32 protein-coding genes and 1 tRNA gene are annotated in these 26,876 nt (G+C 73.5%); 23 read left to right on the top strand and 10 right to left on the bottom strand.

Going from position 1 to position 26,876, the window contains the following annotated elements; genetic code table 11:
* The first annotated feature begins 214 nt into the window (after positions 1-214).
* From O2W18_RS13280 to O2W18_RS13270, 3 genes are all read left to right on the top strand, one after another.
* Entirely contained in the window at positions 215-2,506 is a 2,292-nt protein-coding gene (locus tag O2W18_RS13280) for a (Fe-S)-binding protein (RefSeq protein ID WP_269187991.1), read from the top strand.
* Positions 2,507-2,615: 109 nt separating this feature from the next.
* Positions 2,616-3,176: a hypothetical protein gene (locus O2W18_RS13275; protein WP_269187990.1), complete on the top strand. Its 561-nt coding sequence runs from the start codon at positions 2,616-2,618 to the stop codon at positions 3,174-3,176.
* Positions 3,177-3,242: 66 nt separating this feature from the next.
* Positions 3,243-4,553: an MFS transporter gene (locus O2W18_RS13270; protein WP_269187989.1), complete on the top strand. Its 1,311-nt coding sequence runs from the start codon at positions 3,243-3,245 to the stop codon at positions 4,551-4,553.
* Between the two features lie 25 nt (positions 4,554-4,578).
* On the opposite strand, the gene O2W18_RS13265 is transcribed toward O2W18_RS13270, so the two are convergent.
* Entirely contained in the window at positions 4,579-5,352 is a 774-nt protein-coding gene (locus O2W18_RS13265; protein WP_269187988.1) for a methyltransferase domain-containing protein, read from the bottom strand.
* Positions 5,353-5,442: 90 nt separating this feature from the next.
* The gene (dcd, locus tag O2W18_RS13260) at positions 5,443-6,036 is read right to left on the bottom strand and encodes a dCTP deaminase (RefSeq protein WP_269170271.1); all 594 of its coding nucleotides are present in this window, start codon (positions 6,034-6,036) and stop codon (positions 5,443-5,445) included.
* Between the two features lie 148 nt (positions 6,037-6,184).
* On the opposite strand from dcd, the gene O2W18_RS13255 reads away from it, so the two are divergent.
* From O2W18_RS13255 to O2W18_RS13240, 4 genes are all read left to right on the top strand, one after another.
* Positions 6,185-6,751 (top strand): PAS domain-containing protein, encoded by a 567-nt coding sequence (locus O2W18_RS13255; protein ID WP_269187987.1) that lies wholly within the window; start codon positions 6,185-6,187, stop codon positions 6,749-6,751.
* A 1-nt stretch (position 6,752) separates the two neighbouring features.
* Complete coding sequence (locus tag O2W18_RS13250; protein WP_269187986.1) at positions 6,753-7,715, top strand: methyl-accepting chemotaxis protein; 963 nt, start codon at positions 6,753-6,755, stop codon at positions 7,713-7,715.
* A 163-nt stretch (positions 7,716-7,878) separates the two neighbouring features.
* Positions 7,879-7,949 (top strand) — tRNA-Gly (locus O2W18_RS13245).
* Between the two features lie 68 nt (positions 7,950-8,017).
* Positions 8,018-8,572: a GNAT family N-acetyltransferase gene (locus O2W18_RS13240; RefSeq protein WP_269187985.1), complete on the top strand. Its 555-nt coding sequence runs from the start codon at positions 8,018-8,020 to the stop codon at positions 8,570-8,572.
* 38 nt (positions 8,573-8,610) lie between these two features.
* On the opposite strand, the gene fdhA is transcribed toward O2W18_RS13240, so the two are convergent.
* On the bottom strand, positions 8,611-9,837 hold the full coding sequence (gene fdhA / locus O2W18_RS13235) for a formaldehyde dehydrogenase, glutathione-independent (protein WP_269158021.1): 1,227 nt from the start codon (positions 9,835-9,837) through the stop codon (positions 8,611-8,613).
* 234 nt (positions 9,838-10,071) lie between these two features.
* On the opposite strand from fdhA, the gene dhaK reads away from it, so the two are divergent.
* Genes dhaK through dhaM form a run of 3 tightly spaced genes read left to right on the top strand, consistent with a single transcriptional unit; the run spans position 10,072 to position 12,121 of the window.
* Positions 10,072-11,073 (top strand): dihydroxyacetone kinase subunit DhaK, encoded by a 1,002-nt coding sequence (gene dhaK / locus O2W18_RS13230; RefSeq protein WP_269187984.1) that lies wholly within the window; start codon positions 10,072-10,074, stop codon positions 11,071-11,073.
* A gap of 2 nt (positions 11,074-11,075) precedes the next feature.
* The gene (dhaL, locus tag O2W18_RS13225) at positions 11,076-11,705 is read left to right on the top strand and encodes a dihydroxyacetone kinase subunit DhaL (RefSeq protein WP_269187983.1); all 630 of its coding nucleotides are present in this window, start codon (positions 11,076-11,078) and stop codon (positions 11,703-11,705) included.
* Between the two features lie 2 nt (positions 11,706-11,707).
* On the top strand, positions 11,708-12,121 hold the full coding sequence (dhaM, locus tag O2W18_RS13220; RefSeq protein WP_269170264.1) for a dihydroxyacetone kinase phosphoryl donor subunit DhaM: 414 nt from the start codon (positions 11,708-11,710) through the stop codon (positions 12,119-12,121).
* 141 nt (positions 12,122-12,262) lie between these two features.
* Here dhaM and O2W18_RS13215 read toward each other — a convergent pair whose 3' ends face one another.
* The 3 genes from O2W18_RS13215 to O2W18_RS13205 are packed head-to-tail and all read right to left on the bottom strand — an operon-like array spanning position 12,263 to position 14,445.
* Positions 12,263-13,291, bottom strand: a complete 1,029-nt coding sequence (locus O2W18_RS13215; protein WP_269187982.1) for a type III polyketide synthase — start codon at positions 13,289-13,291, stop codon at positions 12,263-12,265.
* Between the two features lie 43 nt (positions 13,292-13,334).
* Entirely contained in the window at positions 13,335-14,081 is a 747-nt protein-coding gene (locus O2W18_RS13210; RefSeq protein ID WP_269187981.1) for a methyltransferase domain-containing protein, read from the bottom strand.
* 10 nt (positions 14,082-14,091) lie between these two features.
* Entirely contained in the window at positions 14,092-14,445 is a 354-nt protein-coding gene (locus O2W18_RS13205) for a DUF3140 domain-containing protein (RefSeq protein ID WP_269187980.1), read from the bottom strand.
* 48 nt (positions 14,446-14,493) lie between these two features.
* Here O2W18_RS13205 and O2W18_RS13200 point away from each other — a divergent pair, with 48 nt between their 5' ends.
* From O2W18_RS13200 to O2W18_RS13140, 13 genes are all read left to right on the top strand, one after another.
* Positions 14,494-14,994 carry a DUF6328 family protein gene (locus tag O2W18_RS13200; RefSeq protein ID WP_269187979.1) on the top strand — a complete coding sequence of 167 codons (501 nt, stop codon included), beginning with the start codon at positions 14,494-14,496 and terminating at the stop codon, positions 14,992-14,994.
* Positions 14,995-15,039: 45 nt separating this feature from the next.
* Entirely contained in the window at positions 15,040-15,963 is a 924-nt protein-coding gene (locus tag O2W18_RS13195) for a ribokinase (RefSeq protein WP_269187978.1), read from the top strand.
* A gap of 58 nt (positions 15,964-16,021) precedes the next feature.
* Positions 16,022-16,186, top strand: a complete 165-nt coding sequence (locus O2W18_RS13190) for a hypothetical protein (protein WP_269187977.1) — start codon at positions 16,022-16,024, stop codon at positions 16,184-16,186.
* A 120-nt stretch (positions 16,187-16,306) separates the two neighbouring features.
* Entirely contained in the window at positions 16,307-17,320 is a 1,014-nt protein-coding gene (locus tag O2W18_RS13185; RefSeq protein ID WP_269187976.1) for a metal ABC transporter solute-binding protein, Zn/Mn family, read from the top strand.
* Positions 17,317-18,114, top strand: a complete 798-nt coding sequence (locus tag O2W18_RS13180) for a metal ABC transporter ATP-binding protein (RefSeq protein ID WP_269187975.1) — start codon at positions 17,317-17,319, stop codon at positions 18,112-18,114. Before O2W18_RS13185 ends, O2W18_RS13180 begins: the two co-directional genes overlap by 4 nt.
* Positions 18,115-18,117: 3 nt before the next feature.
* The gene (locus O2W18_RS13175) at positions 18,118-18,999 is read left to right on the top strand and encodes a metal ABC transporter permease (protein ID WP_269187974.1); all 882 of its coding nucleotides are present in this window, start codon (positions 18,118-18,120) and stop codon (positions 18,997-18,999) included.
* A 78-nt stretch (positions 19,000-19,077) separates the two neighbouring features.
* Complete coding sequence (locus O2W18_RS13170) at positions 19,078-19,200, top strand: hypothetical protein (protein WP_269187973.1); 123 nt, start codon at positions 19,078-19,080, stop codon at positions 19,198-19,200.
* Positions 19,201-19,368: 168 nt separating this feature from the next.
* Complete coding sequence (locus O2W18_RS13165; RefSeq protein WP_269187972.1) at positions 19,369-19,998, top strand: TetR/AcrR family transcriptional regulator; 630 nt, start codon at positions 19,369-19,371, stop codon at positions 19,996-19,998.
* Positions 19,999-20,045: 47 nt separating this feature from the next.
* Entirely contained in the window at positions 20,046-20,468 is a 423-nt protein-coding gene (locus O2W18_RS13160; protein WP_269187971.1) for a hypothetical protein, read from the top strand.
* 45 nt (positions 20,469-20,513) lie between these two features.
* Positions 20,514-20,684, top strand: coding sequence for a hypothetical protein (locus O2W18_RS13155; protein WP_269187970.1), 171 nt, complete (start codon positions 20,514-20,516; stop codon positions 20,682-20,684).
* A 116-nt stretch (positions 20,685-20,800) separates the two neighbouring features.
* Complete coding sequence (locus O2W18_RS13150) at positions 20,801-22,645, top strand: acyl-CoA dehydrogenase (RefSeq protein ID WP_269187969.1); 1,845 nt, start codon at positions 20,801-20,803, stop codon at positions 22,643-22,645.
* A gap of 85 nt (positions 22,646-22,730) precedes the next feature.
* Complete coding sequence (locus O2W18_RS13145; protein WP_269170249.1) at positions 22,731-22,964, top strand: hypothetical protein; 234 nt, start codon at positions 22,731-22,733, stop codon at positions 22,962-22,964.
* 24 nt (positions 22,965-22,988) lie between these two features.
* Positions 22,989-23,168 carry a hypothetical protein gene (locus tag O2W18_RS13140; protein WP_222194542.1) on the top strand — a complete coding sequence of 60 codons (180 nt, stop codon included), beginning with the start codon at positions 22,989-22,991 and terminating at the stop codon, positions 23,166-23,168.
* Between the two features lie 61 nt (positions 23,169-23,229).
* On the opposite strand, the gene O2W18_RS13135 is transcribed toward O2W18_RS13140, so the two are convergent.
* The 4 genes from O2W18_RS13135 to O2W18_RS13120 are packed head-to-tail and all read right to left on the bottom strand — an operon-like array spanning position 23,230 to position 26,868.
* Complete coding sequence (locus O2W18_RS13135; protein WP_269170248.1) at positions 23,230-23,835, bottom strand: response regulator transcription factor; 606 nt, start codon at positions 23,833-23,835, stop codon at positions 23,230-23,232.
* On the bottom strand, positions 23,832-25,034 hold the full coding sequence (locus tag O2W18_RS13130) for a sensor histidine kinase (RefSeq protein ID WP_269187968.1): 1,203 nt from the start codon (positions 25,032-25,034) through the stop codon (positions 23,832-23,834). Before O2W18_RS13130 ends, O2W18_RS13135 begins: the two co-directional genes overlap by 4 nt.
* A gap of 41 nt (positions 25,035-25,075) precedes the next feature.
* A complete protein-coding gene (locus tag O2W18_RS13125) occupies positions 25,076-25,888 on the bottom strand; it encodes an ABC transporter permease (RefSeq protein ID WP_269187967.1) in 813 nt (270 codons plus the stop codon).
* A complete protein-coding gene (locus tag O2W18_RS13120; RefSeq protein WP_269187966.1) occupies positions 25,885-26,868 on the bottom strand; it encodes an ABC transporter ATP-binding protein in 984 nt (327 codons plus the stop codon). Before O2W18_RS13120 ends, O2W18_RS13125 begins: the two co-directional genes overlap by 4 nt.
* Positions 26,869-26,876: the final 8 nt, after the last annotated feature.

The raw sequence follows: 26,876 nt of genomic DNA, 5'->3' as shown, positions 1-26,876 counted from the left end.
GCCGTCCTCACCGCACAGCGTGAGGCCGGGCCCCGGGAGGTGAGGCCGGCGGCGGCGCGGGGCGCGGTGCGCGGTGCGGGGCGCGGCGGCGCGGGGCGGCGGCTGGGGGCGCGGGGGCCCGGGGCTGGGGGTTACCGGCGAGTAGCCTGTGGCCGCCCGGTTAGTGTCCGTGCCGGGTGGGCGACGACGCCCGCGCACGCACGAGAGGGAGCTCATGGGCCCGTTGCAGATCGTCCTCGGCACGCTGGCCGTGATCCTGCTGATCGTCTCGGTGGTCTATGCCACCAAGGCCGTCCGCGCGATGCTGCGGATCTTCCGCACCGGCCAGCCCGACCCGACCCGCTCCGGCCCGGTCGGCCCGCGGCTGAAGACGTTGGCGGTCGAGTCGCTGGGGCACACCCGGATGCTCAAGTGGTCGGCCATCGGCGCCGCCCACTGGTTCGTCTTCATCGGGTTCTACGGCCTCTTCCTCACCCTCGTCGAGGCGTTCGGGGAGGTCTTCGACCCGACGTGGCACCTCCCGCTGATCGGCGAGTGGGCGCTGTGGAACCTCTTCGTCGACCTGATCGGCGCGGCCACGGTGCTGGGCATCCTGTACCTGATCGTCCGGCGCCAGCTCGACCACCCGCGCCGCCAGGGCCGGGCCAGCCGGTTCGCCGGGTCCAACGAGGGGCGCGGCTACTTCGTCGAGGCCGTCGTCCTGACCATCGGCATCTGCATCCTGCTGATCCGCGCGATCAAGGTCTCCGCCGGCCTGACCGACGCGCCGGCCTGGTCGCACCCGGTCTCCGGGGCGCTGGCGAACCTGGTCCCGGCGAACCCGGACCTGCTGTCGATCGTCGCCTTCGTCAAGATCGTGGTCAGCCTGGGCTGGCTGATCACCATCTCGCGGGTGCTCAACATGGGCGTCGCGTGGCACCGGTTCAGCGCGTTCTTCAACATCTACTTCAAGCGTGAGGACGACGGCTCCCAGGCCCTCGGCCCGCTGCCGGCGATGACCTCGGGCGGCAAGCCGATCGACTTCGAGGACCCCGGCGAGGACGACGTCTTCGGTCGCGGCAAGATCGAGGACTTCACCTGGAAGGGCATGCTGGACTTCACCACCTGCACCGAGTGCGGGCGGTGCCAGAGCCAGTGCCCGGCCTGGAACACCGGCAAGCCGCTGTCACCGAAGATGGTGATCATGGACCTGCGGGACCACCTGTACGCCAAGGCCCCGTACCTGACCGGCGCGACGAAGGCGTCGGACAACGCCCCCGACTTCGCCGACTACTCCACCCTCAAGCCCAGTGACGAGCAGGTCTGGGCGTCGGGTTACGCCCGGATCGAGGGCACCAACGACGCCCAGGCGCACCGCCCGCTGGTCGGCACCCTCGAGGAGGGCGGGGTCATCGACCCCGACGTGCTGTGGAGCTGCACCAACTGCGGCGCCTGCGTCGAGCAGTGCCCGGTCGACATCGAACACGTCGACCACATCATGGACATGCGCCGCTACCAGGTGCTGATCGAGTCCAGCTTCCCCTCCGAGGCCGGCGTGATGATGCGCAACCTGGAGAACCGCGGGAACCCGTGGGGCGTGGGTGGCAACGTCCGCGAGGAGTGGATGAAGGAGCTCGACTTCGAGGTCCGGCAGGTCGACGGCGCCATCGACGACGACGTCGAGTACCTGTTCTGGGTCGGCTGCGCCGGCGCCATCGACGACCGCGCCAAGAAGGTCACCAAGGCCGTCGCCGAGCTGCTGCACATCGCCGACGTGGAGTTCGCCGTCCTGGGCAACGGGGAGACCTGCTCGGGCGACCCGGCCCGCCGGATGGGCAACGAGTTCCTGTTCCAGCAGCTGGCGCAGGAGAACGTGGAGACGCTGAACGCCGTCTTCGAGGAGCGCCCGGCCGGACGGCGAAAGATCGTCGCCACCTGCCCGCACTGCTTCAACTCGATCAACCGCGAGTACCCGCAGCTGGGCGGCGACTACGACGTCGTCCACCACACCCAGCTGCTCGGGCAGCTGGTCGAGGAGGGGCGACTGACCCCCGTCACCCCGATCGACCGCAAGGTCACCTACCACGACCCGTGCTTCCTGGGCCGGCACAACAAGGTCTACACGCCCCCGCGGGAGATCCTCGACTCCGTGCAGGGCCTGACCACCCAGGAGATGCACCGCTGCAAGGACCGGGGCTTCTGCTGCGGCGCCGGCGGCGCACGGATGTGGATGGAGGAGAAGATCGGCAAGCGGATCAACGTCGAGCGCACCGAGGAGGCGCTCGAGCTGGACCCGGACGTCATCTCCACCGCGTGCCCCTTCTGCATCACCATGCTCAGCGACGCGGTGACGAGCAAGCAGCAGGCCGGCGAGGCGAAGTCGCACGTCGAGGTCCTGGACGTCAGCCAGATCCTGCTCCGTTCGATGGCCCCCGCGGGCGCACCGGGCACGGAGTCCGGCCCCGCCGTGGGCACCGAGCCCGACGACCCGGCCGGCACCGGCTCCGCCGCCACCCAGCACAGCTGAAGAAGGACCCCCGTGCCCCCCACCACTCGCAGGCTCGCGGCGGGACCCTGCACGGGGGCCGCAGGACGAGGGTGACGCGACCGCACAACCGGGGCGGACACTGGGCGGCATGAGCTCTCCGTACGGCGGCGGCCGTCGTCGGGGTGAGGCCGAGCGCGCCGCGGCCTCCCGCAGCACCCGGATGCACTACGCCCGGGACGTCAACGACGAGCGCGCGCTGGCCGACGACCGCCCCACGATCCGGCGCAGCCGGCACTGGACCTGGCTGGCGATCGCGATCGTGGTGATGACGGTGCTCGCCGTCGCCGGCGGCCGGGGTGCCGAGGAGGTGACCCTCACCGCCGACTGCGAGGACCCACGGATCGCCGTCGCCAGCAGTGTCGTGGCCGCCGGTCAGCCGCTGCGGTTCCGGGTGACCGGGGCCGAGGACGTCGACTACGTGATGACCCTGGACGGTGAACCGGTCCGCGGCGACGCCGGCAGCACCGTGAGCTACACCCAGACCCCGGCCGGACCGGCGTTCCGGCTGCCCCAGTGCCTGAGCCCGGTCCTGCAGCTGGCCGCCCCCGCCGGTGACGGCGTCCACGACCTGGTGATGCTGCGGGTGGCCGGGGACGGCACCACCGAGCAGGTGGCCGAGGTCCCGGTCACGGTGACCGGCACCCGCTGACCCGACGCGCCCCGGCCCCGACCCGGTTCCCGGGCTGCGACGGCTCGGGGAGGAGGATGAGCGGACGTGACCCGCGCCGCCGCCCCGCTGCCGCCGCGCACGTCCTCCCGGCAGGGCCTGGTCCTGGTCGGGACGGCGATCGTGCTGACCGGGTTCAACCTGCGCACCGCGGTCAACAGCGTCGGCCCGGTGCTGCAGGAGATCGAACGCGGCCTGGGCATCTCCTCCGGCCTCGCCGGACTGATCACCAGCATGCCGCTGATCTGCTTCGCGCTGATCGGCTTCGCCGGCCCGCCGCTGGCAGCGCGGTTCCGCGACGGGCACGTGCTGGCCGCGGCCCTGCTAGTCATGGCGATCGGGCTGCTGTTGCGGGTGTCGGTGCCGAACGTGTGGGTGTTCCTGCTCGGCACCGTGGCCACGATGGTCGGCGGGGCGCTGGGCAACGTGCTGCTCCCCGGGCTGGTCAAGCGGTGGTTCCCCGAGCGCACCGGCCTGCTGGTCGGCGCCTACAGCACCGCCCTGGCGATCGGCGGGGCGGTCGCCAGCGTCTCCACCGCGCCGATCGCCGAGGCGGCCGGCGCCGACGGCTGGCGCTGGGGACTGGGCATCTGGGCGGTGTTCGCCCTGGTCGCGGCGCTGCCCTGGCTCGCCGTCCCGGTCCGGCCCGGTGCCTCCCGGGGCGGGCACACCGCGGTGCGGCTGCGGGAGCTCCGGCGCAGTCGGCTGGCCTGGACGATGGCCGCCTTCTTCGGACTGCAGGCGATGCAGGCCTACGTCATCGTCGGCTGGACGGCGCAGTACCTCCGCGACGAGGGGATGTCCGCGGAGGCAGCCGGGTTCCTGGTCGGGCTGAACGCGCTGATCGTCATCCCGCTCAACGCCGTCGTCCCGCTCGGCACGGTGCGACCCCGGTGGCAGCGGCCGATGCTGCTGGCCTTCGTCGCCTGCTACCTGGCCGGCTGGACCGGCCTGCTGCTCGCCCCGCTCACGCTGACCTGGCTGTGGGTCTGCCTGCTGGGCCTGGGCATGGGCACGTTCGCGATGATCCTGGCCCTCTTCGGGCTGCGCGGCCGCACCCCGGAGTCGGTGAGCGCCCTGTCCACCGTCGCCCAGGGCTGGGGGTACGCGCTGGCCGGGGTGGGCCCGCTGCTGGTCGGCCTGCTGCGGGGCGTCACCGGCGGGTACACCGGCATGTTCGTGCTGGTCTACGCCGGGGTCGGGCTGCTGCTGGTCACCGGCTGGAGCATCTGCCGGCCGCGGTACGTCGACGACGAGGTCCCCGCGCTCGCCGGACCGGTCGGTCGCCGCGGTGACTTCCCGGAGACCGAGGTCGCCGGGGCCGAACCGCCCGTCCTCCTCCCGCGGACCGAGCGCTGACCGGCCGAGCGCTGACGGACCGAGCTCAGACCGACAGCTGCAGGGCTCGCAGCAGTTCGGTCGACCGGTCCCGGCGCAGCTCCGGTGACCGGGTGAGCAGCGCGACGGCGACGACGTAGGAGTCCTCGCCCGCCCAGCCGTGCCCCTCCGCGGTCAGCGCGGCGATGTGCTCCCGGACCTTCGACTCCCCGCTGTAGGCCCCGAACTCCAGGCCCATCGCCAGGAAGTTCGCCACCTGGTAACCGAGGTCGCGCGCCGTGGACAGCGTGGCGGCGGGGTCGGAGTAGCTGGGCAGCGCGACCAGCAGGTGGTCGAAACCGGCCTTGAGCAGCCGGAGGACCATGTCGTTGCCGTACCAGCCGCCCCAGAGCTCGGGCATCAGGATGTCCGCGTCCGGCGCGGGGATGTAGGGCGGGTTGGCGATCACCGTGGAGACGTCCCGCCCGGCCGGGGAGTCGGCCCAGGCGAAGAAGTCACCGTGCTCGACGGTGTAGCGGTCGCTGACGCCGAGCCCGTCGATCGTCTGCCGGGCCCGCTCGACCGACGTCGTGCTGATGTCGGTGCCGTGCACCTGCAACCCGGGCACCGCCCGCACGACGTGCGCGATGGCCCGCGCGTCACCGCTGCCGAGCTCCGCCACGCCCTCGGCCTGCCAGGGCACCAGGGTCGCGTACTGGGTCAGCAGGAGCTGGACCGAGAAGGCGTAGTGCGCCGACTCCTCGGCGCAGTCGAAGAAGCCGTCCACGACGTGGTTGCCCGACGGCTGAGGCAGGAGAACAGCGGTGTCCCGGGGGTCCATGGGGCAGGGCCTACCCCGGAAGGCGGCCCGTCATCCGGCCTCGCGCCACCGTTCACCGAGGGGTCGGACACCCGCCACCCGGGAGACGGGTCAGGCCGGGTCGGGGCGGCGGGTCTCGGCCCGGTTGAAGTTGCGGAAGGACCGGGACGGCGTCGGGCCGCGCTGGTCCTGGTAGCGCGAGCCGTAGACCGCCGAGCCGTAGGGGTGCTCGGCGGCCGAGCTCAGCTGGAACAGGCACAGCTGGCCGATCTTCATCCCCGGCCACAGCGTGATCGGCAGGTTCGCCACGTTGGACAGCTCCAGGGTGATGTGCCCGGAGAACCCGGGGTCGACGAACCCTGCCGTCGAGTGGGTGAGCAGGCCGAGCCGGCCCAGGGAGGACTTCCCCTCCAGCCGGGCGGCCAGGTCGTCGGGGATGCGGACGACCTCCAGCGTCGACCCGAGCACGAACTCCCCCGGGTGCAGCACGAAGGCGTCGTCGCCGGTCGGCTCCACCAGGGTGGTCAGGTCGTCCTGCTGCTCCGCCGGGTCGATGTGGGTGTACCGGGCGTTGTTGAAGACCCGGAAGAACCGGTCGAGCCGGACGTCGATGCTCGAGGGCTGCACCATCGCCGGCTCGTAGGGCTCGATCCCGAGCCGGCCGGTCGCCAGGGCCGCTCGGATGTCGCGGTCGGACAGCAGCATGCCGCGGAGTCTAGGGACCGGTCGCTCGGGACCTTGGTCCCGTTCCGGACGACCCGGATGAACAGCGCGGCACACCTGCCGATGAACCTGAGACACGACCGAGTGCCGGAACGGCAATGGACGGAAGCAGGCGCCCGTGGTCCTGACGATGGCGACACCCAGTGCAGCCCGCGCCGAGCGTCGGGCAGTGCGCCCGACCGGGGTCGAGCGCACCTTCTCCCCCGATGAGCTGATCGTCTCCAAGACGGACGCCCGCGGGGTGATCACCTACGCCAACGACGTGTTCCTGCGGGTCGGCGCGTACTCCCTCGACGAGGTCATCGGGCAGCCGCACAACCTGATCCGGCACCCGGACATGCCCCGTGCGGTGTTCGCCCTGCTGTGGGAGACCCTGGCCCAGCGGCAGGAGCTGTTCGCCTACATCGACAACCTGGCCGCCGACGGCGCCCACTACTGGGTGCTCGCGCACGTCACGCCGTCCTACGGGCCGGATGGGTCGGTGGTGGGCTACCACTCCAACCGGCGCTGCCCCTCCCGGGCCGGGATCGCCGCGGTCGAGCCGCTCTACGAGCAGCTGCTCGTAGAGGAGCGACGGCACCCGACCGCGCGGGCCGCGGTGGCGGCGTCGAGCGAGCTGCTGCATCGGCTGATCGCCGAACGGGCGCCCAGCTACGAGGACTTCATCTGGTCGATCATCAGCGAGAAGGGCGACTGAGATGGCACGACGCACCCCCCGCGGCGGGTCCCGGGACGACGCCGTCGAGCTCGCCGTCTACCGGGCCTTCGTCCAGCAGCTGACCGAGGCCTGCGATGCAGCGGCCCGGGGCGACCTGGAGGCGCGCAGCCGTCCGGTGCCGGGTTCGGACGACGTCCCCCAGCTGGTCGCGCTGCAGCACAGCGTCAACCGGGCGCTCGACGTCTCCGACGCCTTCATCCGGGAGTCCAGCGCTGCGCTGACCTCGGCCGCCGAGGGCCGCTACCACCGGCAGGTGCTGCTCACCGGACTGCCCGGCGCCTACCGGCAGAGCGCCTCGGACATCAACGCCGCCCGGGAGGCCATGCGGGCCAGCGCCGACCGCGTACTGGAGGCCCACGACCACCAGCTGCGGCTGGCCGACGAGTTCGAGTCGGTCGTCCTGGCGATGAGCGAGGGAGTGGCGACCGCGGCGACCGAGCTGAGCGCCTCGGCTGCCGGCCTCACCGGTGCGGCGACCGCGGCGAGCACCGAGGTCGACCGGGCCCGGGACTCGATCACCTCCCTCGACCGCTCCTCGACCGAGATCCGGCAGGTCATCGCCCTGATCGAGACGGTGGCCGACCAGACCCGGCTGCTCGCGCTCAACGCCACCATCGAGGCGGCCCGTGCGGGTGAGGCGGGCAAGGGCTTCGCCGTCGTCGCCTCCGAGGTCAAGGACCTGGCCGACCAGACCGCCCGGGCCACCGAGCGGGTCACCACCCAGGTGGAGTCGGTGCGCGCAGCCTGCGACGACGTCGCGACCGTGATGAGCAACGTCGGGAACACCGTCACCGAGATGAACGGGCTGGTGGACGGGATCGCCGCCGCGGTCGACGGTTCCGCGTCGCTGGGCCCGGCCGGGACCGACACCACCGGGCTGTCCCGGATGGCGGAGAAACTGCGTTCGGAGATGACCGGCTTCCTCGGCGTGATGCGGGGCTGATGCCGGGCTCCGGTCCACCCTGGGCTGCTCGTCCTGGCCGCCGGACTGGAGCACGGGCTGCCGAGGGGTGCTGCGCTGAGCAGCTGAGACGCAGCCACCCCCGACCGGGTACCGGTCGGGGGTGGCTGGCTTGCTAAGCTCTCGGACAGGTCACTGACCTGTCGCGGGTGTAGTTCAATGGTAGAACATCAGCTTCCCAAGCTGACAGTGCGAGTTCGATTCTCGTCACCCGCTCTCCTGCTCCACCGGCCCTCTCCTGGGCCGCGCTGCGCCGCTCACCCCACCTCCGCGAAGCTGGTCCGGTGAGCCACATCCGCACGACGGTCACCGTCCGCAGCGCCCCCACCGCCGACCTGTCCGCGGCCGAGCTCCACCGGCTGCGGGGCTTCCTCGACACGGCGTTCACCGGCGGCTTCAGCGACGACGACTGGTCCCACGCCCTCGGCGGCGTCCACGTGCTGGCCACCGTGGACGGCGAACTGGCCGGGCATGCCGCCGTCGTCGTCCGCCAGCTCATCACTGCCGGCCGGACGCTGCGGACCGGCTACGTCGAGGCCGTCGCCACCGCAGCCACCCTGCGCCGCCGCGGCGTCGGCGCGGCCGTGATGGCCGAGGCGGAACGGTTCGTCCGGGGCGGCTTCGAACTCGGCGCGCTGGCCGCCAGCGAGGACGGCGCCCGGCTGTACGGCCCCCGCGGGTGGCTCCCCTGGTCCGGCGACCTGGCGGCACTGACCCCCGAGGGCGTGGTCGCCACCCCGGGTGAACCGGTGTTCGTGCTGCCCACCCCGGCCACCCCGGCGCCGCTGGACCTCGCCGACCGGCTGGTCTGCGACTGGCGCCGGGGTGACCTGTGGTGACACGCGGGCCCGGGGCACCCGCCCCGGCCCGCGTCGTCCTAGGCGGCCTTCTTGCCGACCATCCCGTGCGGGTCGATCACGTACTTCTTCGCCGCACCGGAGTCGAAGTCCTGGTACCCCTGCGGCGCCTCGTCCAGGGAGATGGTCGTGGCGTTGACCGCCTTCGCGATCTGCACCTTGTCGTTGAGGATCGCCTTCATCAGCCCCAGGTTGTAGCGCATCACCGGGCACTGACCGGTGGTGAAGGAGAGCGACTTCGCCCAGCCGGTGCCCAGGCTCAGCGACAGCGAGCCGACCTTGGCGGCCTCGTCGATGCCCCCGGGGTCGCCGGTGACGTAGAGCCCCGGGATGCCGATGGCGCCGCCGGCCGCGGTGACCTCCATCAGCGAGTTCAGCACCGTCGCCGGCGCCTCCTTGCCCGCTCCCTCGCCGTGGCCGCGGGCCTCGAAGCCCACCGCGTCGACGGCGGCGTCCACCTGCGGCTCGCCCAGGATCTGCTCGATCTGGTCCTGCGGCGAGCCCTTGGACACGTCGACGGTCTCGCAGCCGAAGCTGCGCGCCTGGGCCAGCCGCTGCTCGACGAGGTCGGCGACGATCACCACCGACGCACCGAGGAGCTGGGCGCCGACGGCCGCCGCGAGACCGACCGGGCCGGCCCCGGCGATGTACACGGTCGAGCCGGGCTTCACCCCGGCGGTGACCGCCCCGTGGAAGCCGGTCGGGAAGATGTCCGACAGCATGGTCAGGTCCAGGATCTTCTCCATGGCCTGGTCCTTGTCCGGGAACTTGAGCAGGTTCCAGTCGGCGTAGGGCACCGTCACGTACTCGGCCTGCCCCCCGACCCAGCCGCCCATGTCCACGTACCCGTAGGCCGCTCCGGGGCGAGCCGGGTTCACGTTCAGGCAGATCCCGGTCTTGCCCTCCTTGCAGTTGCGACAGCGCCCGCAGGCGATGTTGAACGGCACCGAGCAGAGGTCGCCCACCTCGATGAACTCGACGTCGGACCCCTTCTCGACCACCTCGCCGAGGATCTCGTGGCCGAGCACCAGGTTCGGTGGCGCCGTCGTCCGGCCGCGGACCATGTGCTGGTCGCTGCCGCAGATGTTGGTGGTGACCACCTTGAGGATCACCCCGTGGTTCAGCTTGCGGCCCACGTTGGCCGGGTTCACCCCCGGTCCGTCCTGCAGTTCCAGCTTCGGGTAGTCGGTCTCGTGCACCTCGACCTTGCCGGGCTCGATGTACGCAACGCCTCTGTTGCCAGCCATCTGGGGGAGCTCCTCAGCTCTGGGGACCGGGTTCTGGGTCGTGCGCCCTCCGCGCCGGATCGCGACCGGCATGCGCTGGAGGGCATGGGAGGCCGAGTGTGCCCCAGGTCACGTCGATCGTGCAGCCCTGAGCTCGGAGAGGGACCGTCGTCCGACGATGCGGACCGCTCCCCGTTGCCCTGAGACGTGGCCCACTCCTACGGTTCGCTGGTCCCCCATGATCAGGAGCCCGCGATGAAGAAGCTCATCAACGACCCGGCAGACGTCGTCGACGACGCCCTGCGCGGCATGGCCGCAGCACACCCGGAGCTGCGGATCGACAGCGAACACCGGGTCGTCTTCCGCGGCGATGCGCCGATGGCGGGCAAGGTCGGACTGGTCTCCGGAGGCGGCTCGGGGCACGAGCCGCTGCACGGTGGGTTCGTCGGGCTCGGCATGCTCGACGCCGCCTGCGCCGGTGAGGTGTTCACCTCCCCCGTCCCGGACCAGATGGTCGCGGCGACCCAGGGGGTCGACGCCGGCGCCGGCGTGCTGCACATCGTGAAGAACTACACCGGCGACGTGATGAACTTCGAGATGGCCGCCGAGCTCGTCGCCGCGGAGTCCGGCACCGAGGTGGTCTCCGTCGTCACCGACGACGACGTCGCCGTCCAGGACAGCCTCTACACCGCCGGCCGGCGCGGCGTGGGCGTCACCGTGCTGGTGGAGAAGCTGGCCGGCGCCGCCGCCGAGCAGGGCCGTCCGCTGGCCGAGGTCGCCGAGGTGGCCCGCCGGGTCAACGGGCAGGGCCGCAGCATGGGCATGGCGCTCACCTCCTGCACCGTGCCGTCCGCCGGCAAGCCGACCTTCGACCTGCCCGCGGGGGAGATGGAGCTGGGCGTGGGCATCCACGGCGAGCCGGGCCGCCGCCGGGTGCCGGTCGCCCCGGCGCGCGAGGTCGCCGAGATGCTGCTGGAGCCGGTGCTGGCCGACCTGGACTTCACCGGCGGCGACGGGGTGCTCGCCTTCGTCAACGGGATGGGCGGCACGCCGCTGCTCGAGCTCTACGTGGTCTACGCCGAGGTGCAGGCGGCGCTGGCCAAGGCCGGCGTGACGGTGGCCCGCTCGCTGGTCGGCTCGTACATGACCAGCCTGGAGATGGCCGGCTGCTCGATCACCCTGCTCAAGGTCGACGACGAGCTGATCCGGCTCTGGGATGACCCGGTGCGCACGCCGGCGCTGCGGTGGGGGGTCTGAGCATGGCCACAGTGGACATCGACGCCCTCGGGGCCTGGGTGCGCGAGTACGCCCGCGCCGTCACCGAGCACCGCGACGAGCTGACCGAGCTCGACTCCGCCATCGGCGACGCCGACCACGGCACGAACATGCACCGCGGGATGACCGCGGCCGTCGCCGCCCTCGACGCGAGCCCGCCGGCCGACGGTGCGGCGCTGCTGAAGACGGTCGCGATGACCATGATCAGCAAGGTGGGCGGCACCAGCGGACCCCTCTACGGGACGCTCTTCCTGCGGATGTCCGGTGCCCTGGACGACGGCTCACCGGCCGCCTTCGCCGCCGCGTTCCGGGCCGGCGTCGAGGGCGTCGTCGCCCGCGGCAAGGCCGAACTGCAGGACAAGACGATGGTGGACGCGCTGCTCCCCGCGGCCGACGCCCTCACCGAGGCGGTCGGCGCCGGGCAGGAGCTGGACGCGGCGCTGCGCGCGGCCGCGGACGCCGCGGCACGGGGGCGCGACTCGGTGACGCCGCTGGTCGCCCGCAAGGGCCGGGCCAGCTACCTGGGCGAGCGGAGCGCGGACCACGTCGACCCGGGGGCCGAGTCCGCGGTGCTGCTGGTCGAGGCTGCCGCCGCGACGCTGGGGAGGAGCTGACCGTGGCCGCCGTGGGCATCGTCGTCGTCTCGCACAGCCGGCCGCTGGCCGACGCGGCCGTCGAGCTGGCCCGGCAGATGCTGCCGAACTCGACCCTGGCCATCGAGGTGGCCGCCGGCACCGACGACGGCGGACTGGGCACCGACGCGGTCGCCGTCTCCACGGCCATCGCCGCCGCCGACACCGGGGACGGCGTGGTGGTGCTGATGGACCTGGGCAGCGCGGTGATGTCGGCCGAGACGGCGCTGGAGCTGCTGGACGACGACGTCCGGGCGCGGGTGGTGCTCAGCGCGGCCCCGCTCGTCGAGGGCCTGGTCGGAGCGGCCGTGGTCGCCGCCGGCGGCGCCGACCGGGACCGGGTGGCCGCCGAGGCGCTGCGCGGCCTGGCCCCCAAGCAAGCCCACCTAGGCGGCTGAGGGCCGGCTCTGATCGGCGTCGCCAGCCGGGGGTTGAGCCGGGTGAGCTGACGTTGAGCCGCGTCGTGGCGCGGCTCAACGTCAGTTCGAGCAGGTTGACCCAGGCTGCGGCCAGCCCAGGTGACGGCCGGGGAGTTCGGCTCAGGCCGGGAGGAGGAGGGTGGCGTAGAGGGTCAGGCCCGGACCGAAGGCCATCGCGACCACCGGGCCGTCGACGTCGGCGAGCTCGTCGAGCACCAGCAGCACCGTGGCCGACGAGCAGTTGCCGTGCTCGGCGAGCACCCGGCGCGAGGGGGTCATCTGTTCCTCGGTGAGCCCCAGCTCGTCCCGGACGACGTCCAGGATCCGCGGCCCGCCCGGGTGCACCGCCCAGCCGGCGACGTCCTCCACCCGCAGCCCGGACTCGGCGAGCAGCTCCTCGACCACCCCGCCGACGTGCCGGGCGAGCACGTCGGGCACGCGGGGCGAGAGCCCCATCCGGAACCCGAGGTCGGTGACGTCCCAGGTCATGTGGTCGGCGGTGGCGTGGTCGGTGCGGGCGACCATCCCGGCGACCCGCCGGCCCCGCCGCGCGGCGGGCTCGACGACGATCGCGGCCGCGGCGTCGCTGAACAGCGCGTGGGTGACGACCTGCTCCAGGTCGGCGACGGCCGGTTGCACGTGCAGGCTGGTCAGCTCCAGGCACAGCAGCACGGCCGGCCGGGAACGTGCCGTGACGAAGTCGCTCACGGCAGCCAGCCCGGGCAGGGCCGCGTAACAGCCCATGTGGCCCACGAGCAGCCGCTGCAGCCCGAGCGGCATGCCGAGGTCGCTGGCCAGCCGGATGTCCAGACCGGGGGTGGCGTACCCGGTGCAGGTGGCGACGGCGAACTGCCCGACGTCCCCGGGGGCCAGCCCGGCGGCGTCCAGCGCGGTCGCGACGGCCTGCTTGCCCAGCGGGAGCCCCTCGGTGACGTAACGCTCCATCCGCGCCCCGGTGCCCCACTGCGACACGTCCTCGTCGACGGGGTTGACCACCGCGTGCCGGCTGCGGACGCCGGCGCCGCGGAACACCCGCTCGGCGGCCCGCAGCCCGGCGTACTTCGCCGCGAAGTACCCGTCCCAGACCTCGCCCTGCTGGTAGCTGGCCGGCAGGGCGCGGCCCGAACCGGTGACGACGGCGGCGGTCACCAGGCCGTTCCCGGCGCGTTGGGGGTCACGGGGCCGCTGGCGGTCATGCCCTGACGGTACGTGCGGACCCCGGCGTCCGCTGCTCGGCGACGGGCTCCGGGCGCTTGGTCGCCGAGCCGGCGAAGAGGATCCCGGTCCAGGGCATGGTGCGCATCCGCACGCTGTCCCGGCGCCCCCGCCGCCAGGCGACCAGGTCCCGCACGGAGGGGCGCAGGCCGACCAGCCGGAGGTCCAGCCCCAGCCGGTCCGCGGTGGCCAGCAGCTCGCGCCGGTCGACGAACAGCGCCGGGTCGTGGATGCCCGGCGGCGGTCCCCCGGGCAGCCGCTCGGCGATCCGGACCGCCACCAGCGGGGCGAGCCGGGTGGCCGCGATCGAGTCGATGACCAGCAGACCGCCGGGCTTGAGCAGCCGGGCGCTCTCGGCGAGCACCTGCCCGGGGTCCGCGACGTGCTCGAGGATCTCCCCGGCGGTGACGACGTCGGCGCACCCGTCGGCCAGCGGAACCTCCAGCACCGACCCCCGGACGACGGACACCGCGTGCCGGCGGGCGACCTCCAGCCCGGCCAGCCCGATGTCGACGCCGACGTGCCGGTATCCCAGCCGCTGCACGTGCGGGGCCATCAGGCCACCGCCGCAGGCCAGGTCGACCAGGACGGCCCCGGGTGCCGACGCCGGGGGCACGTGGCCGGCCCGCGACGCGGCGATCCACTGGAGCATCGCGAAGCCGCCGCGCGGGTCCCACCACTGGTCGGCCAGCTGGTCGTACTGCGCCGGGTCGTTGCGCTGCACGCCGGCGACGCTACTTGCCCTTGAGCGGGTCGTGGCCCCAGTTCATCAGCGACCACCGCCACCGCGACGTCTCGACGTCCTCCTTGGCGGGCTCCTGGGCCAGGTGCCGCTGCACGTAGCCGTGCACCTTGCGCATGTGGGCCAGGTCGTCGTCGGTGAGGTCGGCCTTCTTCGTGCGCAGCAGCTGCACGATCCGCCGGCCCGACTCGTGCCCGGTGGACTCCCCCGACCCGCCGCTCTTCTGCCCCACCGACTGCGACTCCTCGGTCTCCAGCCACCCCTCCAGCTCACCGGCGGTCATGTTCACCGCCTCGCCGAACTCGCGGCGGGTGCTGTCGGCGTCATCGGTCTGGTGGTCGGCCATGGGCGTCTCCCGGGTGTCGATCGGCTGCGCCTGCGGTACCGCAGGCGGGTGGCGGAGAAACGGAGCGAGGCCGAACGGACCGCCCTGGCCCGCGGTGAGACACCCGACGAGGTGCTGGACCGCAACGTCAACGAGGTGCTGCAGGAGATCCGGGTGGCGATCACCGCCGTCCAGGTGCTCTTCGCCTTCCTCCTGACCCTGCCGTTCCAGTCCCGCTTCGCCGACCTGGGCACCTTCGGGACGACGGTCTACGCGGTCACGATGATCAGCACCGCCACGGCCACGGTGGTCCTCATCGCCCCCGTCTCCTTCCACCGGATGCTGTTCCGGCGGCGGCAGAAGGCGTCGATCGTCCGGTTCGCCGACCGGTCGCTGGTGGTCGGGCTCACCCTGCTCCTCACCGGCATCACCAGCGCGGTGCTGCTGGTGCTGGACGTGGTGCTCGGGCGGTGGCCGGCGGTCACGGTGTGCGCGGCGATCGTCCTCATCGGGCTGGTCACCTGGTACGGGCTGCCGCTGCGGCAGCGGCGGACGGGGAGGGCCGACTGAGCAGCCTCTCTACGCTGGTGCCGTGGTGACCACCGGGAGCGCGCCGTGTCCGTGACCGTGGTGGGGAGCCTCAACGAGGACGTCGTGGTGACCGTCGACCGGCTGCCCGGCCGCGGGGAGACCGTCATCGGCTCAGCGGTCGCAGTCCTGCCCGGGGGCAAGGGCGCCAACCAGGCCGCCGCCGCCGGACGGCTGGGCACCGGTGTCCACATGGTCGGCCGGGTCGGCACCGATCCGGCGGCGGGCCGACAGCTCGCCGCGCTCGCCGATGCCCGGGTCAACGTCGGGCGGGTGCACCGCACGGAGGGGGTGCCCACCGGGTCGGCGGTGATCCCGGTCGAGGCGGCCGGCGGGGAGAACCTGATCGTGGTGGTGCCCGGCGCCAACGCCGAGCTGACCCCCGCGGACGTCGACGTGGACTCGGTGCACCGCGCCGGCGTGCTGCTGCTCCAGCTGGAGACCCCGCTGGACACGGTGCAGGCCGCCGCCGCGGCCACCCGGGGCACCGTCGTCCTCAACCCCGCGCCGCCGCAGCCGCTGCCGGCCGACCTGCTGGCCCGGGTCGACGTCCTGGTGCCCAACGAGCACGAGCTGCGCCGGTTGACCGGTGCCCCGTCCGGCGAGCTCTCCCCCGGCGAGCTGGCCGAGCTGGCCCGCGGGCTGGGCGCGCGGTCGGCGGTGGTCACCCTGGGGGCGCGGGGCGCACTGGTGGTGCCGGCGGAGGGCCCGGCGCACGTGCAGGGACCCCCGCCGGTCGAGCCAGTCGACACCACCGGAGCCGGTGACTGCTTCTGCGGTGCGCTGAGCAGCGCCCTGGACCGCGGCGAGACGCTGGCCGACGCGGTCCGCTACGCCGTCACCGCAGCGGCGCTGTCGACGACCGGTGCGGGCGCGCGTGGTGCGCTGCCGGACGACGACGCGGTCCAGGCGCTGCTGCCCCAGACCCCCGCGGCCGAGCCCGTCGGCTGATCCGGCCAGGCCCGTCGGCTGATGATTGCGCCACGGCGGGCGGGGGCACGGGGCGGGCATGACCGAGAACACCGGACGCACCCCGCACCCCGCGGAGCCCGCCGAGGGCGACGCCACGAGCGACCAGCACGAGACCGGCCGCACGCCGCACCCCGAACAGCCGGCCGAGGGCGGCGACCCGGCCGCAGGCGTGGACCCGGAGAACCGGGTGACCGGGGCCTGACCCGGCCCCCGAGGTCGGGGCGGGGCCCGCTGTGGGGGGACCGACATCGACGCAGCGCACGGCTGGGGTGATACTGATTGTGAAGACCATTCCCAGTAGCCGCTCCCGTGAGGACCCACCGTGCCCCGCCTCGCCCCGTTCCGCCGCCCGGCGCTCACCGCCCTGGCCGCCACCGCCACGCTGACCCTGGCCGCCTGTGGCGGATCCAGCGCCGGCGCGGGCACCACGACCAGCGCGGCCGACGCCGACGCCTGCCCGGGCGAGGTCCTCGACGTCGTCGTCTCGGTGAGCCAGTGGGGCTCCGTCGTCGAGCAGCTGGGCGGCGACTGCGCCAACGTCACCACCGTGCTCGCCTCCTCGGCCGTCGACCCGCACGACTACGAGCCGACGACCGCCGACATCGCCGCGTTCACCGACGCCGAGCTGGTCGTGCTCAACGGTGCCGACTACGACCACTGGGCCGCCGACGCCGTCGCCACCCTCGACCCCGCACCGGCCGTCGTCGACGCGGCCGAGGTGGTCGGCATCGAGGGCGAGGAGCACGCCGAGGACGAGGAGCACGCGGAGGAGGAGCACGCCGAGGAGGAGCACGGCCACGGCGGGGTCAACCCGCACCTGTGGTACTCCCCGGAGCACGTGCAGGACGTCGCCGCTGCGGTGACCGAGCAGCTCAGCGAGCTGTCGCCCGACGCCGCCGACCACTTCGGCGAGCAGGCGGAGGCCTGGGAGTCGGACCTGCAGCCCTACCTCGACGAGCTGGCGGCCCTGCAGGCCTCCGCCGCCGGCCGCTCGTACGCCGCCACGGAGAGCGTGTTCCAGTACACCGCCGAGGCCATCGGCCTGACCGACGCCACCCCCGAGGGCTACCGGGACGCCGCCAGCAACGAGACCGACCCGGCCCCCGGCGACGTGGCCGCGTTCGAGGTGGCGCTGACCGACGGCTCGGTCGACGTCCTGGTGTACAACTCTCAGACGGAGGGCAGCGTCCCCGAGCAGCTGCGCGCCGCGGCGGAGACGGCCGGGGTGCCGGTCGTCGAGGTCACCGAGTCGGCGCCGGACGGGGAGTCGTCCTTCGTGTCCTGGCAGCTGGACCAGCTGCAGCAGTTGTCGAACGCACTCGGTGGGGGTCAGTGACAGACGTCCCGACGGCCGACCGGCTCGCCGCTCGGCCACCGGCGCTCGTCCTCGACGACGTCTCGGTGGTCCGCGGCGGCCGGCTGGTCTGGTCGCAGGGCACGCTCACCGTGCCCACCGGCGCCGTGGTCGGGGTCATCGGCCCCAACGGCGCCGGGAAGACCACGCTGTTCCAGCTCGTCCTCGGCATGCTGCCCCCGGCCGGCGGGCGGGTCGAGGTGCTCGGCCGCACCCCCAGCCGGGGTGACCGCCGGATCGGCTACGTGCCGCAGAACTACACCGCCGCACTGGGCGAGGCGGTGCGCGCCCGCGACCTGGTCATGCTCGGCCTGACCGGGGGTCGCTTCGGGCTGCGCCGCGCCTCGGCCGCCGAGCGGGCCCGGGTCGACGAGGCGCTCGACCGGGTCGGCGCCGCCGGCTACGCCGACCGGCGGATGTCGGAGCTCTCCGGCGGCCAGCAGCAGCGGGTCGCGATCGCCCAGGCGATCGTCGACGACGCCGAGCTGCTGCTGCTGGACGAGCCGCTGGCCAACCTGGACCTGCGCAACCAGCACGAGGTGGTCGCGCTGCTCGGCGAGCTCACCCGCGAGCGCCGGGTCACGGTGATGGTCGTCGCGCACGACCTCAACCCGCTGCTGCCCGTGCTCACCGACGCCGTCTACCTGCTCGACGGGCACCCGCACCACGACCCGATCGATGCCGTCGTCACCGAGGACCTGCTCACCCACCTGTACGGCACCCCGGTCCGGGTGGTGCGCACCGCGCAGGGCGATCTCTTCACCCGGGGCGGTTGAGCCGTGGTCACCTTCCAGGAGAACTGGCTGCAGGTGCTGCAGACCACGTTCATGCAGCACGCCCTGCTCGGCGGTTCGATGGTCGCGCTGGCCGCCGGGCTGATGGGCTGGTTCGTCGTCACCCGACAGAACGCCTTCGCCGCCCACGCCCTGGCCCACATCGGCTTCCCCGGCGCGACCGGCGCCATCCTGGTCGGCGCGCCGGTGACGCTGGGCCTGGCGGTCTTCTGCGTCGGCGGGGGGCTGCTGATCGGGCTGTTCGGGAAGCGGGTGGCCGACCGGGAGGTGGCCACCGGCACGATCCTCGCCTTCGCCACCGGCCTGGGCGTGCTCTTCGCCTCGCTGGCCACCGCGAACGCCAGCAGCACCACGACCGTGCTGTTCGGGAACCTGCTGGCCATCTCCCGCGAGCAGCTGTGGGTCTTCGGCGGGTTCACCGTGCTGGTGGTCGGCGTGCTGGCGGTCATCGCCCGGCCCCTCGTCTTCGCCTCGGTGGACCCGACCGTGGCCGAGGCCCGCGGGGTCCCGGTCCGGGCCCTGGGCGTGGCCTTCGTCGTCCTGCTCGCGCTGACCATCACGATGGCCGTGCAGGTGGTGGGCACCCTGCTGCTGTTCGCGCTGGTGGTGACCCCGGCCGCGGCGGCGCTGCGGATGACCGCCCGGCCCGGGCTGGTGGCCGCGATCGCCGTGGCCATCGCCCTGGGCAGCGTCTGGTCAGGCCTGGTGCTCTCAGCGATGGTGAACCTGCCGCCGAGCTTCTTCGTGACCACCCTCGCCGTCCTGACCTGGGCGGTGACCCTCCTCCTCACCTGGGAGCGCGTGCCGCGGGAGACCTCCGCCCCGGTGCTGGACGTGCCCCTGCTGGTCCCCGACCGCACCAGGTGAGCGAGGTCTCACCACCCGATGGGGGTCGACCTGGTCCGCGGCCGTTTTCCGGCCCGCCCGGCAGGGGAGGCTGAGGACATGCACGAGGACCCACGCGACCAGCAGCTCGACGACACCCCCGCCTCCGGTGAGGAGCAGACCCCGCAGCAGGCGGCGGTCGCCCGGATGCTGGCCAACCCCCGGCGCACCCGCCGCCCCTGATCACGCCCGGCCGGCTCCCCACGCCGAGTGTCACCGCGGAGAGTCACAACCGCCTCACGGTCCCCGCCGCCCCGGGGTGCCCCTCCCGCCCCGGAGGTGCTGGTCAGGGGCCTGCACCCCTCGGCGTGCCGTGGACCGCTCCGTCACGACGTGCTGCACGATCAGACCGTGACCGCCGCAGCCCTCCCCCTCCACGCACCCGAGGACGGCGCCCTGCCGGCCCGTCGCTCCCGCGCGGAACGGCAGGAGATCGTCCTGGACACGGCCGAGCGCCTCTTCTCGGCGCGCAGCTCGCGCAGCGTGGGGATGGACGAGCTCGTCCGCGAGACCGGCCTGGGCAAGATGACGGTCTACCGGCTCTTCAAGAGCAAGGACGACCTGGTCGGCGCCTACCTCTCGCGCAAGGCAGCCACCGTGCTGGCCTACATCGACGCCGAGCTGGACGAGCGCCAGGACGACCCGCGGGCCGCGCTGCTCTCGGTGGTCGACGCCGTCGAGGCCGACGTCACCCGGGTCGGGTTCCGGGGCTGCCCGTTCACCAACGTCAGCAGCGAGTACGACGACCCGCAGCACCCGGCCCGCAGCGCGGCCGCCGACTACAAGTTCGAGCTGCACGCCCGGCTCGAGGGCCTGGCCGACCAGCTCATCCCCGGCGGCGGTGACGACCTCGCCGCACAGGTGCACCTGATCATCGACGGGATGTACCTCTCCGGCGGCCTGCTCGGCCCCGACGGTCCCGCCTCGCACGGGCGCCAGCTGGCCGAGAAGCTGATCGACGCGGCCATCGCCACCGCCTGAAGAAGGACCGACGGGCAGACCGGCGCCCCCACCCGCACGATGGACCGGTGACCGACCGTTCGCGCCCGGACCTCGACGAGGCCACCGTCGCCGCCCTGGGCAAGCTCTCCGAGTCCCTCGAGACCGTCGAGCAGGCCCGCGGCCTGCTGTACGGCTTCCACCAGCTCACCGGCAAGGCCGACCTGCTCCTCCAGGACGCCGTCGCCGGCCTCCGGGACGCCGGGCACGCCGAGCTGGCCGACGACCTCGAGCGCGACCTCGTCGGCCGCAACGTGGTCGCCGACCGGTGGACCTTCCAGCTCGTCGAGGACTACGACGCGAACTACTGGAGCACCTACCGAGCCTTCGACCAGCGCGCCCGGGACGAGCTGAGCGACGGTGAGCGGCACGTGTTCGAGGCCCGGATGAAGCAGCGCGAGCGCACGTCAGGGCACCCCCGCCACGAGGCCGGGCCGGCCCTGGACGGCTGAGCCGCCCGGCTCGCCGCCGGACGCCCTGCAGTCGAGACTCGGGGCATGACCAGCTCCCCGCAGGACCGGCCGGACGAGCACGGCCAGGCCGAGCACGATGTGGCGCCCCTGGGCGGCGCCGTCTCCCCCACCCCGGGGGACGACGGCGCCGACGGCATGGCCGGCCCGGTGTACCCGCCACCGGAGACCGAGCCCGACGCCCCCCCGGCGGACTGACCCCGCGGGGCGAGCTGCGGCCGGGGTGCTTGCCGTGGTTACCGGCCGGTAATACGGTCTTGTTACCCGCGAGTACGACCTGCTCGCGTCCGATCGGCGAGCACGGGAGCACCCCCATGGGCCACTACACGGCGAACCTGCGCGACCTCGAGTTCAACCTGTTCGAGTTCCAGAGCAGCAAGGACAGGTTCGGCACCGGGCCGTTCGAGCAGATGGACGCCGAGACCGCCCGCGGGGTGCTGGCCGAGGTCCGGCGGCTCGCCGAGGGCCCGCTCGCCGACTCCTTCACCGACGCCGACCGCAACCCGCCGGTGTTCGACCCGGCGACGCACTCGGTGACGCTGCCCGAGTCGTTCAAGGCGTCGGTCCGGGCGGTCAACGCCGGTGAGTGGTGGCGGCTGGACCTGCCCGACGAGCTCGGCGGGTTCGGCGCACCGTTCAGCCTGCGGTGGGCCGCCTTCGAGATGATGCTCGGCGCCAACCCGGCCGCGTTCATGTACGGGTCCGGCCCCACGTTCGCGGCGATCCTGCACTCCCTCGGCACCCCGGACCAGCAGCGGCTGGCCGAGCTGATGATCGAGCACCTCTGGGGCGCCACCATGGTGCTCACCGAGCCCGAGGCCGGCTCCGACGTCGGCGCCGGGCGGACGAGGGCGGTGCAGCAGCCCGACGGCTCCTGGCACCTCACCGGCGTGAAGCGGTTCATCACCTCCGCCGAGCACGACCTCAGTGACAACATCGTCCACCTGGTGCTGGCCCGGCCCGAGGGCGCCAAGCCGGGCACCAAGGGCCTGTCGCTCTTCGTCGTCCCCAAGTTCCACGTGGACCTGACCACCGGCGCGCTCGGCGAGCGCAACGGCGTGTACGTGACCGGCGTGGAGAAGAAGATGGGGCTCAAGGTCTCCACCACCTGCGAGCTGTCCTTCGGTGACGGCCCGGTGCCGGCCCAGGGCTGGCTGGTCGGCGACGTGCACGACGGCATCGCCCAGATGTTCCGGGTGATCGAGTACGCCCGGATGTTCGTCGGCACCAAGGCGATCGCGACCCTCTCCGCCGGCTACCAGGTCGCCCTGGCCTACGCCAAGGAGCGCGTGCAGGGGGCCGACCTCACCGCGACGGCCAAGGACGCCCCGCGGGTCACCATCACCCACCACCCCGACGTCCGGCGCTCGCTGATGCTGCAGAAGGCCTACGCCGAGGGTCTGCGCGCTCTCTACCTGTACACCGCCACCTTCCGCGACCAGGTCATGGAGGCCGAGGCCGCCGGCACGGCCGACAGCCCCGAGGCCGTCCTCGCCGCCAAGGTCAACGACCTGCTGCTGCCGATCGTCAAGGGCCACGGCTCCGAGCGGGCCACCCAGCTGCTCACCGCCGAGTCGCTGCAGACGCTCGGCGGCTCGGGCTACCTGCAGGACCACCCGATCGAGCAGTACATCCGGGACGCCAAGATCGACACCCTCTACGAGGGCACCACGGCCATCCAGGGCCAGGACTTCTTCTTCCGCAAGGTCGTCCGGGACGGCGGGGTCGCGCTGACCTGGCTGGCCGAGCAGGTCCAGGGGACGATCACGGCCGAGGCCGGCAACGGGCGGCTCAAGGAGGAGCGGGCGCTGCTGGCGACCGCGCTCGGCGACGTCCAGGGCATGCTGACCGCGATGTTCGGTCAGCTCGGCGCGGCCCAGACCGACATGCGCAAGCTCTACGAGGTCGGCCAGAACACCTCCCGGCTGCTGCTGGCCACCGGTGACCTGATCACCGCCTGGCTGCTCGTCCGCCAGTCCGAGGTCGCGCTGACCGCGCTGGCCGGCGAGGTGTCGGAGTCCGACCGGCACTTCTACGCGGGCAAGCTCGCCGCCACCCGGTTCTTCTGCGCCCAGGTGCTGCCCGCGCTGACCAGCGAGCGGTTCATCGTCGAGCACACCGACAACGCGCTCATGGACGTCGACGAGGCCGCGTTCTGAGGCGGACCGGAGGCGGCCGGCGGTGCATGGGCCCGGGGGATCGCGGGCATGGGCGGAGGACGACGTCCACGCGAGGAGACCAGCGATGAGCGACCCCGGCGGCAGCGGCCGCATCCAGCAGGACGTGCCCACGGCTTCCGGAACGGGTGACAACAGCGATCTGGGCACCGGTGCCGAGGACACGAACGAGACCGGCACCCGGGAAGGCGTCCCGTTGACCCGGGACGCCGCGCTGGCACGGGACGCGGAGAGCGACGACCTCCAGCCGGAACGCACCTCCACCGAGCCCTCGCTGGCGCAGCGCGCCGACCCGTCCTGATCCCCTGATCGAGAGGTCCACCCCATGACCGAACCCACCAGCAGCGGCTACCACGACTCCCCGGCGACCTCCGACCCGGAGGGCGACCTGGTCGACGGGACCCCCGGCCACGACCGCGGGGACGGCGGCGAGAAGGACACCGTCCTGCTCACCGACGACGCCGCCCAGCGCGAGGACTCGGTCGCCCGCCCCGGCAACGACTGAAGAAGGACCCCTCTGCCCCCCACCGCTCGCGAGCTCGCGGCGGGCCCCTGCAGAGGGGCCGTCAGATCCAGCCGTGCCGGCGCGCCGTCTCCACGGCTGCGTGCCGGTTCGGCGCTCCCAGCTTGGCCGATGCCGCCGACAGGTGGTTGCGCACCGTCCCCGGCGACAGGTGGGCCCGGACGGCGATCTCCTCGACGGGTGCGCCCCCGGCGGCCAGCTCCAGGACGTCGGCCTCGCGGGGCGTCAACGGGCTGTCCCCGGCGCTGATCGCCTCGGCGGCCAGCTCAGGGTCGACGTAGCGCCCGCCGCGGTGCACGGTGCGCACGACGTCGCTGAGCACGGCGGCGCTGACCGTCTTCGGCAGGAACCCGCGGACCCCGGCCTCCAGGGCGCGCTTGAGGTGCCCCGGCCGCCCGTGACCGGTCACGATCACCGACCCGCAGCCGGGCAACAGCGTGGCCAGCTCGCCGGCCACGCTGATCCCGTCGCGGTCGGGCATCTGCAGGTCCAGGACGGCGACGTCCGGCGTGTGTGCCCGGGCCATCGCCAGCGCCTCGGCGCCGGAGGAGGCCTGGGCGACCACCTCGAGGTCGTCCTCCAGGCCGAGCAGGGCGGCGAAGGCGGAGCGGACCAGGTTCTCGTCGTCGGCGAGCAGCACCCGGATCACGCCGCACCCCCGATGGGCACCGTGGCGGTGACGGTGAACCGGTCGCCGTCCCGGGCGGCGCGCAGCGTCCCACCGGCGCCGCTCAGCCGCTCCCGCAGGCCGATGAGCCCGTTCCCCGTGCCCGGCTCGCCGGAGACCCCGTCGTTGCTCACCGTCAACCGCACCTCCCCGCTCCCGCTGTCCAGTGCGATCGTGCACTCGCCGGCCCGGCTGTGCCGCAGCACGTTGGTGACCGTCTCCCGCACCACCCAGCCCAGCGCCGCCTGCACCGGTTCGGGCAGGCCGCCGGCGCCGTCCTCGCCGTGCACCGCGCACTCGACGCCCGCCGCGCGCAGCACCGAGCGTGCGCCGGCCAGCTCGCCGGTGAGATCGGTGCTGCGGTAGCCACGCACCACCTCCCGGACCTCCTTCAGCGACTCCTCGGCGATCCGGCTGATGTCGGCGACCTCGTCGGCCGCCTCCGGCCGGGACCGGCGCACGAGCTCCCCGGCCAGCTGGCTCTTGACCGCGATCGCGGAGAGGTTGCGGCCCATGACGTCGTGCAGGTCGCGGGAGAACCGCAACCGCTCCTCGGCCACCGCCAGCTGCAGCTGCACGCCGCGGCTTCGCTCCATCTCCAGCACCACGTCGAGCACCCAGACGGTGAACCGGAAGGCCAGGACCACGAAGAGGACCGCCGTCGCCATCACCACGCCCTGCACGACGGCCGCGGCAGGGTGCGCGTCGCTCAGCGAGGTGACGAAGCCGCTGAGCACCCCGATGCCCACCGCGTACGGGGTGAGCTGCCGGGTGCTCCAGACCGTCGAGCAGGCGATGAGCACCGCGCCGAGGGGCAGGGTGACCGACCACGGCACCGCGACCGACGCCTCGCGGTCGGCGAACGCCCAGACCCCGCCGGCTGCCGTCGCCCCCGCGACGCAGAACGCCAGGACGGCGAGCCGCCCGGGGAGCGGCCGTGCGGCCAGGTGCGCCGCCAACCCCCGCCGGGTCAGCTGCACCGCCGCCGCCGCGGTGGCGACGGATCCAGCGACGAACAGCCAGGAACCCTCCGTCGGCGCCGCCCCCTCGACCGCCGCACCCACCACCGCGAGGGCGAGCACCGGCAGCCCGGCCAGGAAGACGTAGAAGGACCAGCGCGTGTAGAGGTCGATCCGCTGCGGCGCCGTCCGGCTGTTCCACCAGCGGGAGACGGTCGGCACGGCGGTCATGCTGCCGTACCGACCGTCCCGGGGGCGGGACCTCACCGGCGGGGAGCCCACCGGAACCCGCGCCGGGCGGCGACCGCACCCACGACAAGCCAGCCGGCGAGCACCGCCAGCGGGACGGCGGCGTGCGGCCAGACGCTGCCGTCGACCGGGTCGCCCTGCCAGGTCTGGCCGGCCAGGCCCAGCTGCAGCAGCTCGACGACCGGGGTGAGCGGCAGGAACCGGGCGATCTCGCCCAGCGCCTCGGGCAAGACGGACAGTGGGTAGAAGACGCCGGACAGCCCGGTGGAGACCACGATGATCGGCAACGTGGTGATCTGCGCGGACTCCGGCGTCCGGGTGAAGCTCGTGCTCGCCGCGGCCAGCACGACCATCAGCAGCGTCCCCGCGAGCAGGGCGACCAGCGGCAGGACGACGTCGGCGGGGGCCGACCACTCACCGAGCACCACCACGCCCGCGGCGATGACCGCCACCTGGCCGAGCGTGACGAACACGGTGGGCGCAGCGGTGCCGGCCAGCACCTCGACGTCGGTCAGCTCCCCGGTGCGCATCCGTTGCAGCACCAGGTCCTCCCGGCGGGCCACGTAGGTGGTCACCAGGTTGTAGTAGGTGACCATCACCAGGCTGATGCCGACAGCGGTCACCAGCAGCCGGGCACCGTAGGGGAACTCGCCGTCGTCGAGGCCCAGGGCCGGGACGGCCGCGACGAACAGCAGGGGCAGGAGGACCGAGTTCACCAGGGCGGTCCGGTTGCGGACCAGCAGCCGGGTCTCGGCGGAGGCCAGCGACCAGGCGCGGGAGAGCCGGGAGGGCCCGGTCGTGGGGCGGTCGAGGGTGGCGGCGCTCATCGGTTCTCCTCCGTGGTGGGGCGCGGGTCGGTGGGGTGCGGGTCGGTGCCGTCGGCGACGGCGAGGAAGGCCTGCTCCAACGAGCCCGCGCGGGCCAGCAGGGTCCGCAGGACGACCCCGTGCTCGGCGGCCCAGGCCAGGAGCTCGGCGAGCACCGGCTGCAGCGCACGGGTGTGCCACTCGACCCGCCGGCCCTGGGTGACCACCTGCGCGCCGGCGGGCACCGGCGGCGCGGGGGCGTCGTCGTCGAGGGTGAACCGGATGGTCGCCGGCTGGGTCTCGGCGATCTCGGCCTGGGTGCCGGACAGCACGATCTGCCCGCCGCGCATGATCGCGACCCGGTCGGCAAGCTCCTCGGCCTCCTCCAGGTGGTGGGTGGTCAGCAGCACCGCGGCGCCGTCGGCCACGAGCCCCTGGACCAGCTCCCAGACCTGCCGTCGGGACTCCGGGTCCAGCCCGGTGGTCGGCTCGTCGAGGACGACGACGTCGGGCCGGCCGAGCAGGGCCAGCGCGAGGTCCAGACGCCGTCGCTCACCCCCGGAGAGGCTGCGCACCCGGACGTCGGCGCGGCCGGTCAGGCCGACCTGGGTCAAGGCCTCCTCGACCGGCCGGGGTGCGGTCAACGTGCCGGCCCACGTGCGCAGGGTCTCGGCGACGGTGAGGTCGCCGGGCAGGCCGCTGCTCTGCAGCAACACGCCCAGGTGCGGGCGGACCCGGGCCCGCTCCGTGACCGGGTCCATGCCCAGCACCCGGACCGTCCCGCCGCCCGCGTCGGCGAGCCCCTCCAGCACCTCCAGGGCGGAGGTCTTGCCGGCACCGTTGACCCCCAGGAGGGCGAGCACCTCCCCGGGGTTCACCTCGAAGGAGACGCCCCGGACCGCCTCGAAGGCGCCGTAGCTGCGCCGCAGGTCACGGACCTCGATCGCCGGAGCGACCTCGACGGTCGCAGGTGGGAGCACGGGTGGGGCGCTGGGGTGCACGGTCGACC

Source organism: Modestobacter sp. VKM Ac-2983, from assembly GCF_026967885.1.
GTDB lineage: Bacteria > Actinomycetota > Actinomycetes > Mycobacteriales > Geodermatophilaceae > Modestobacter.
This window is presented reverse-complemented; position numbering and strand designations above follow the sequence as displayed.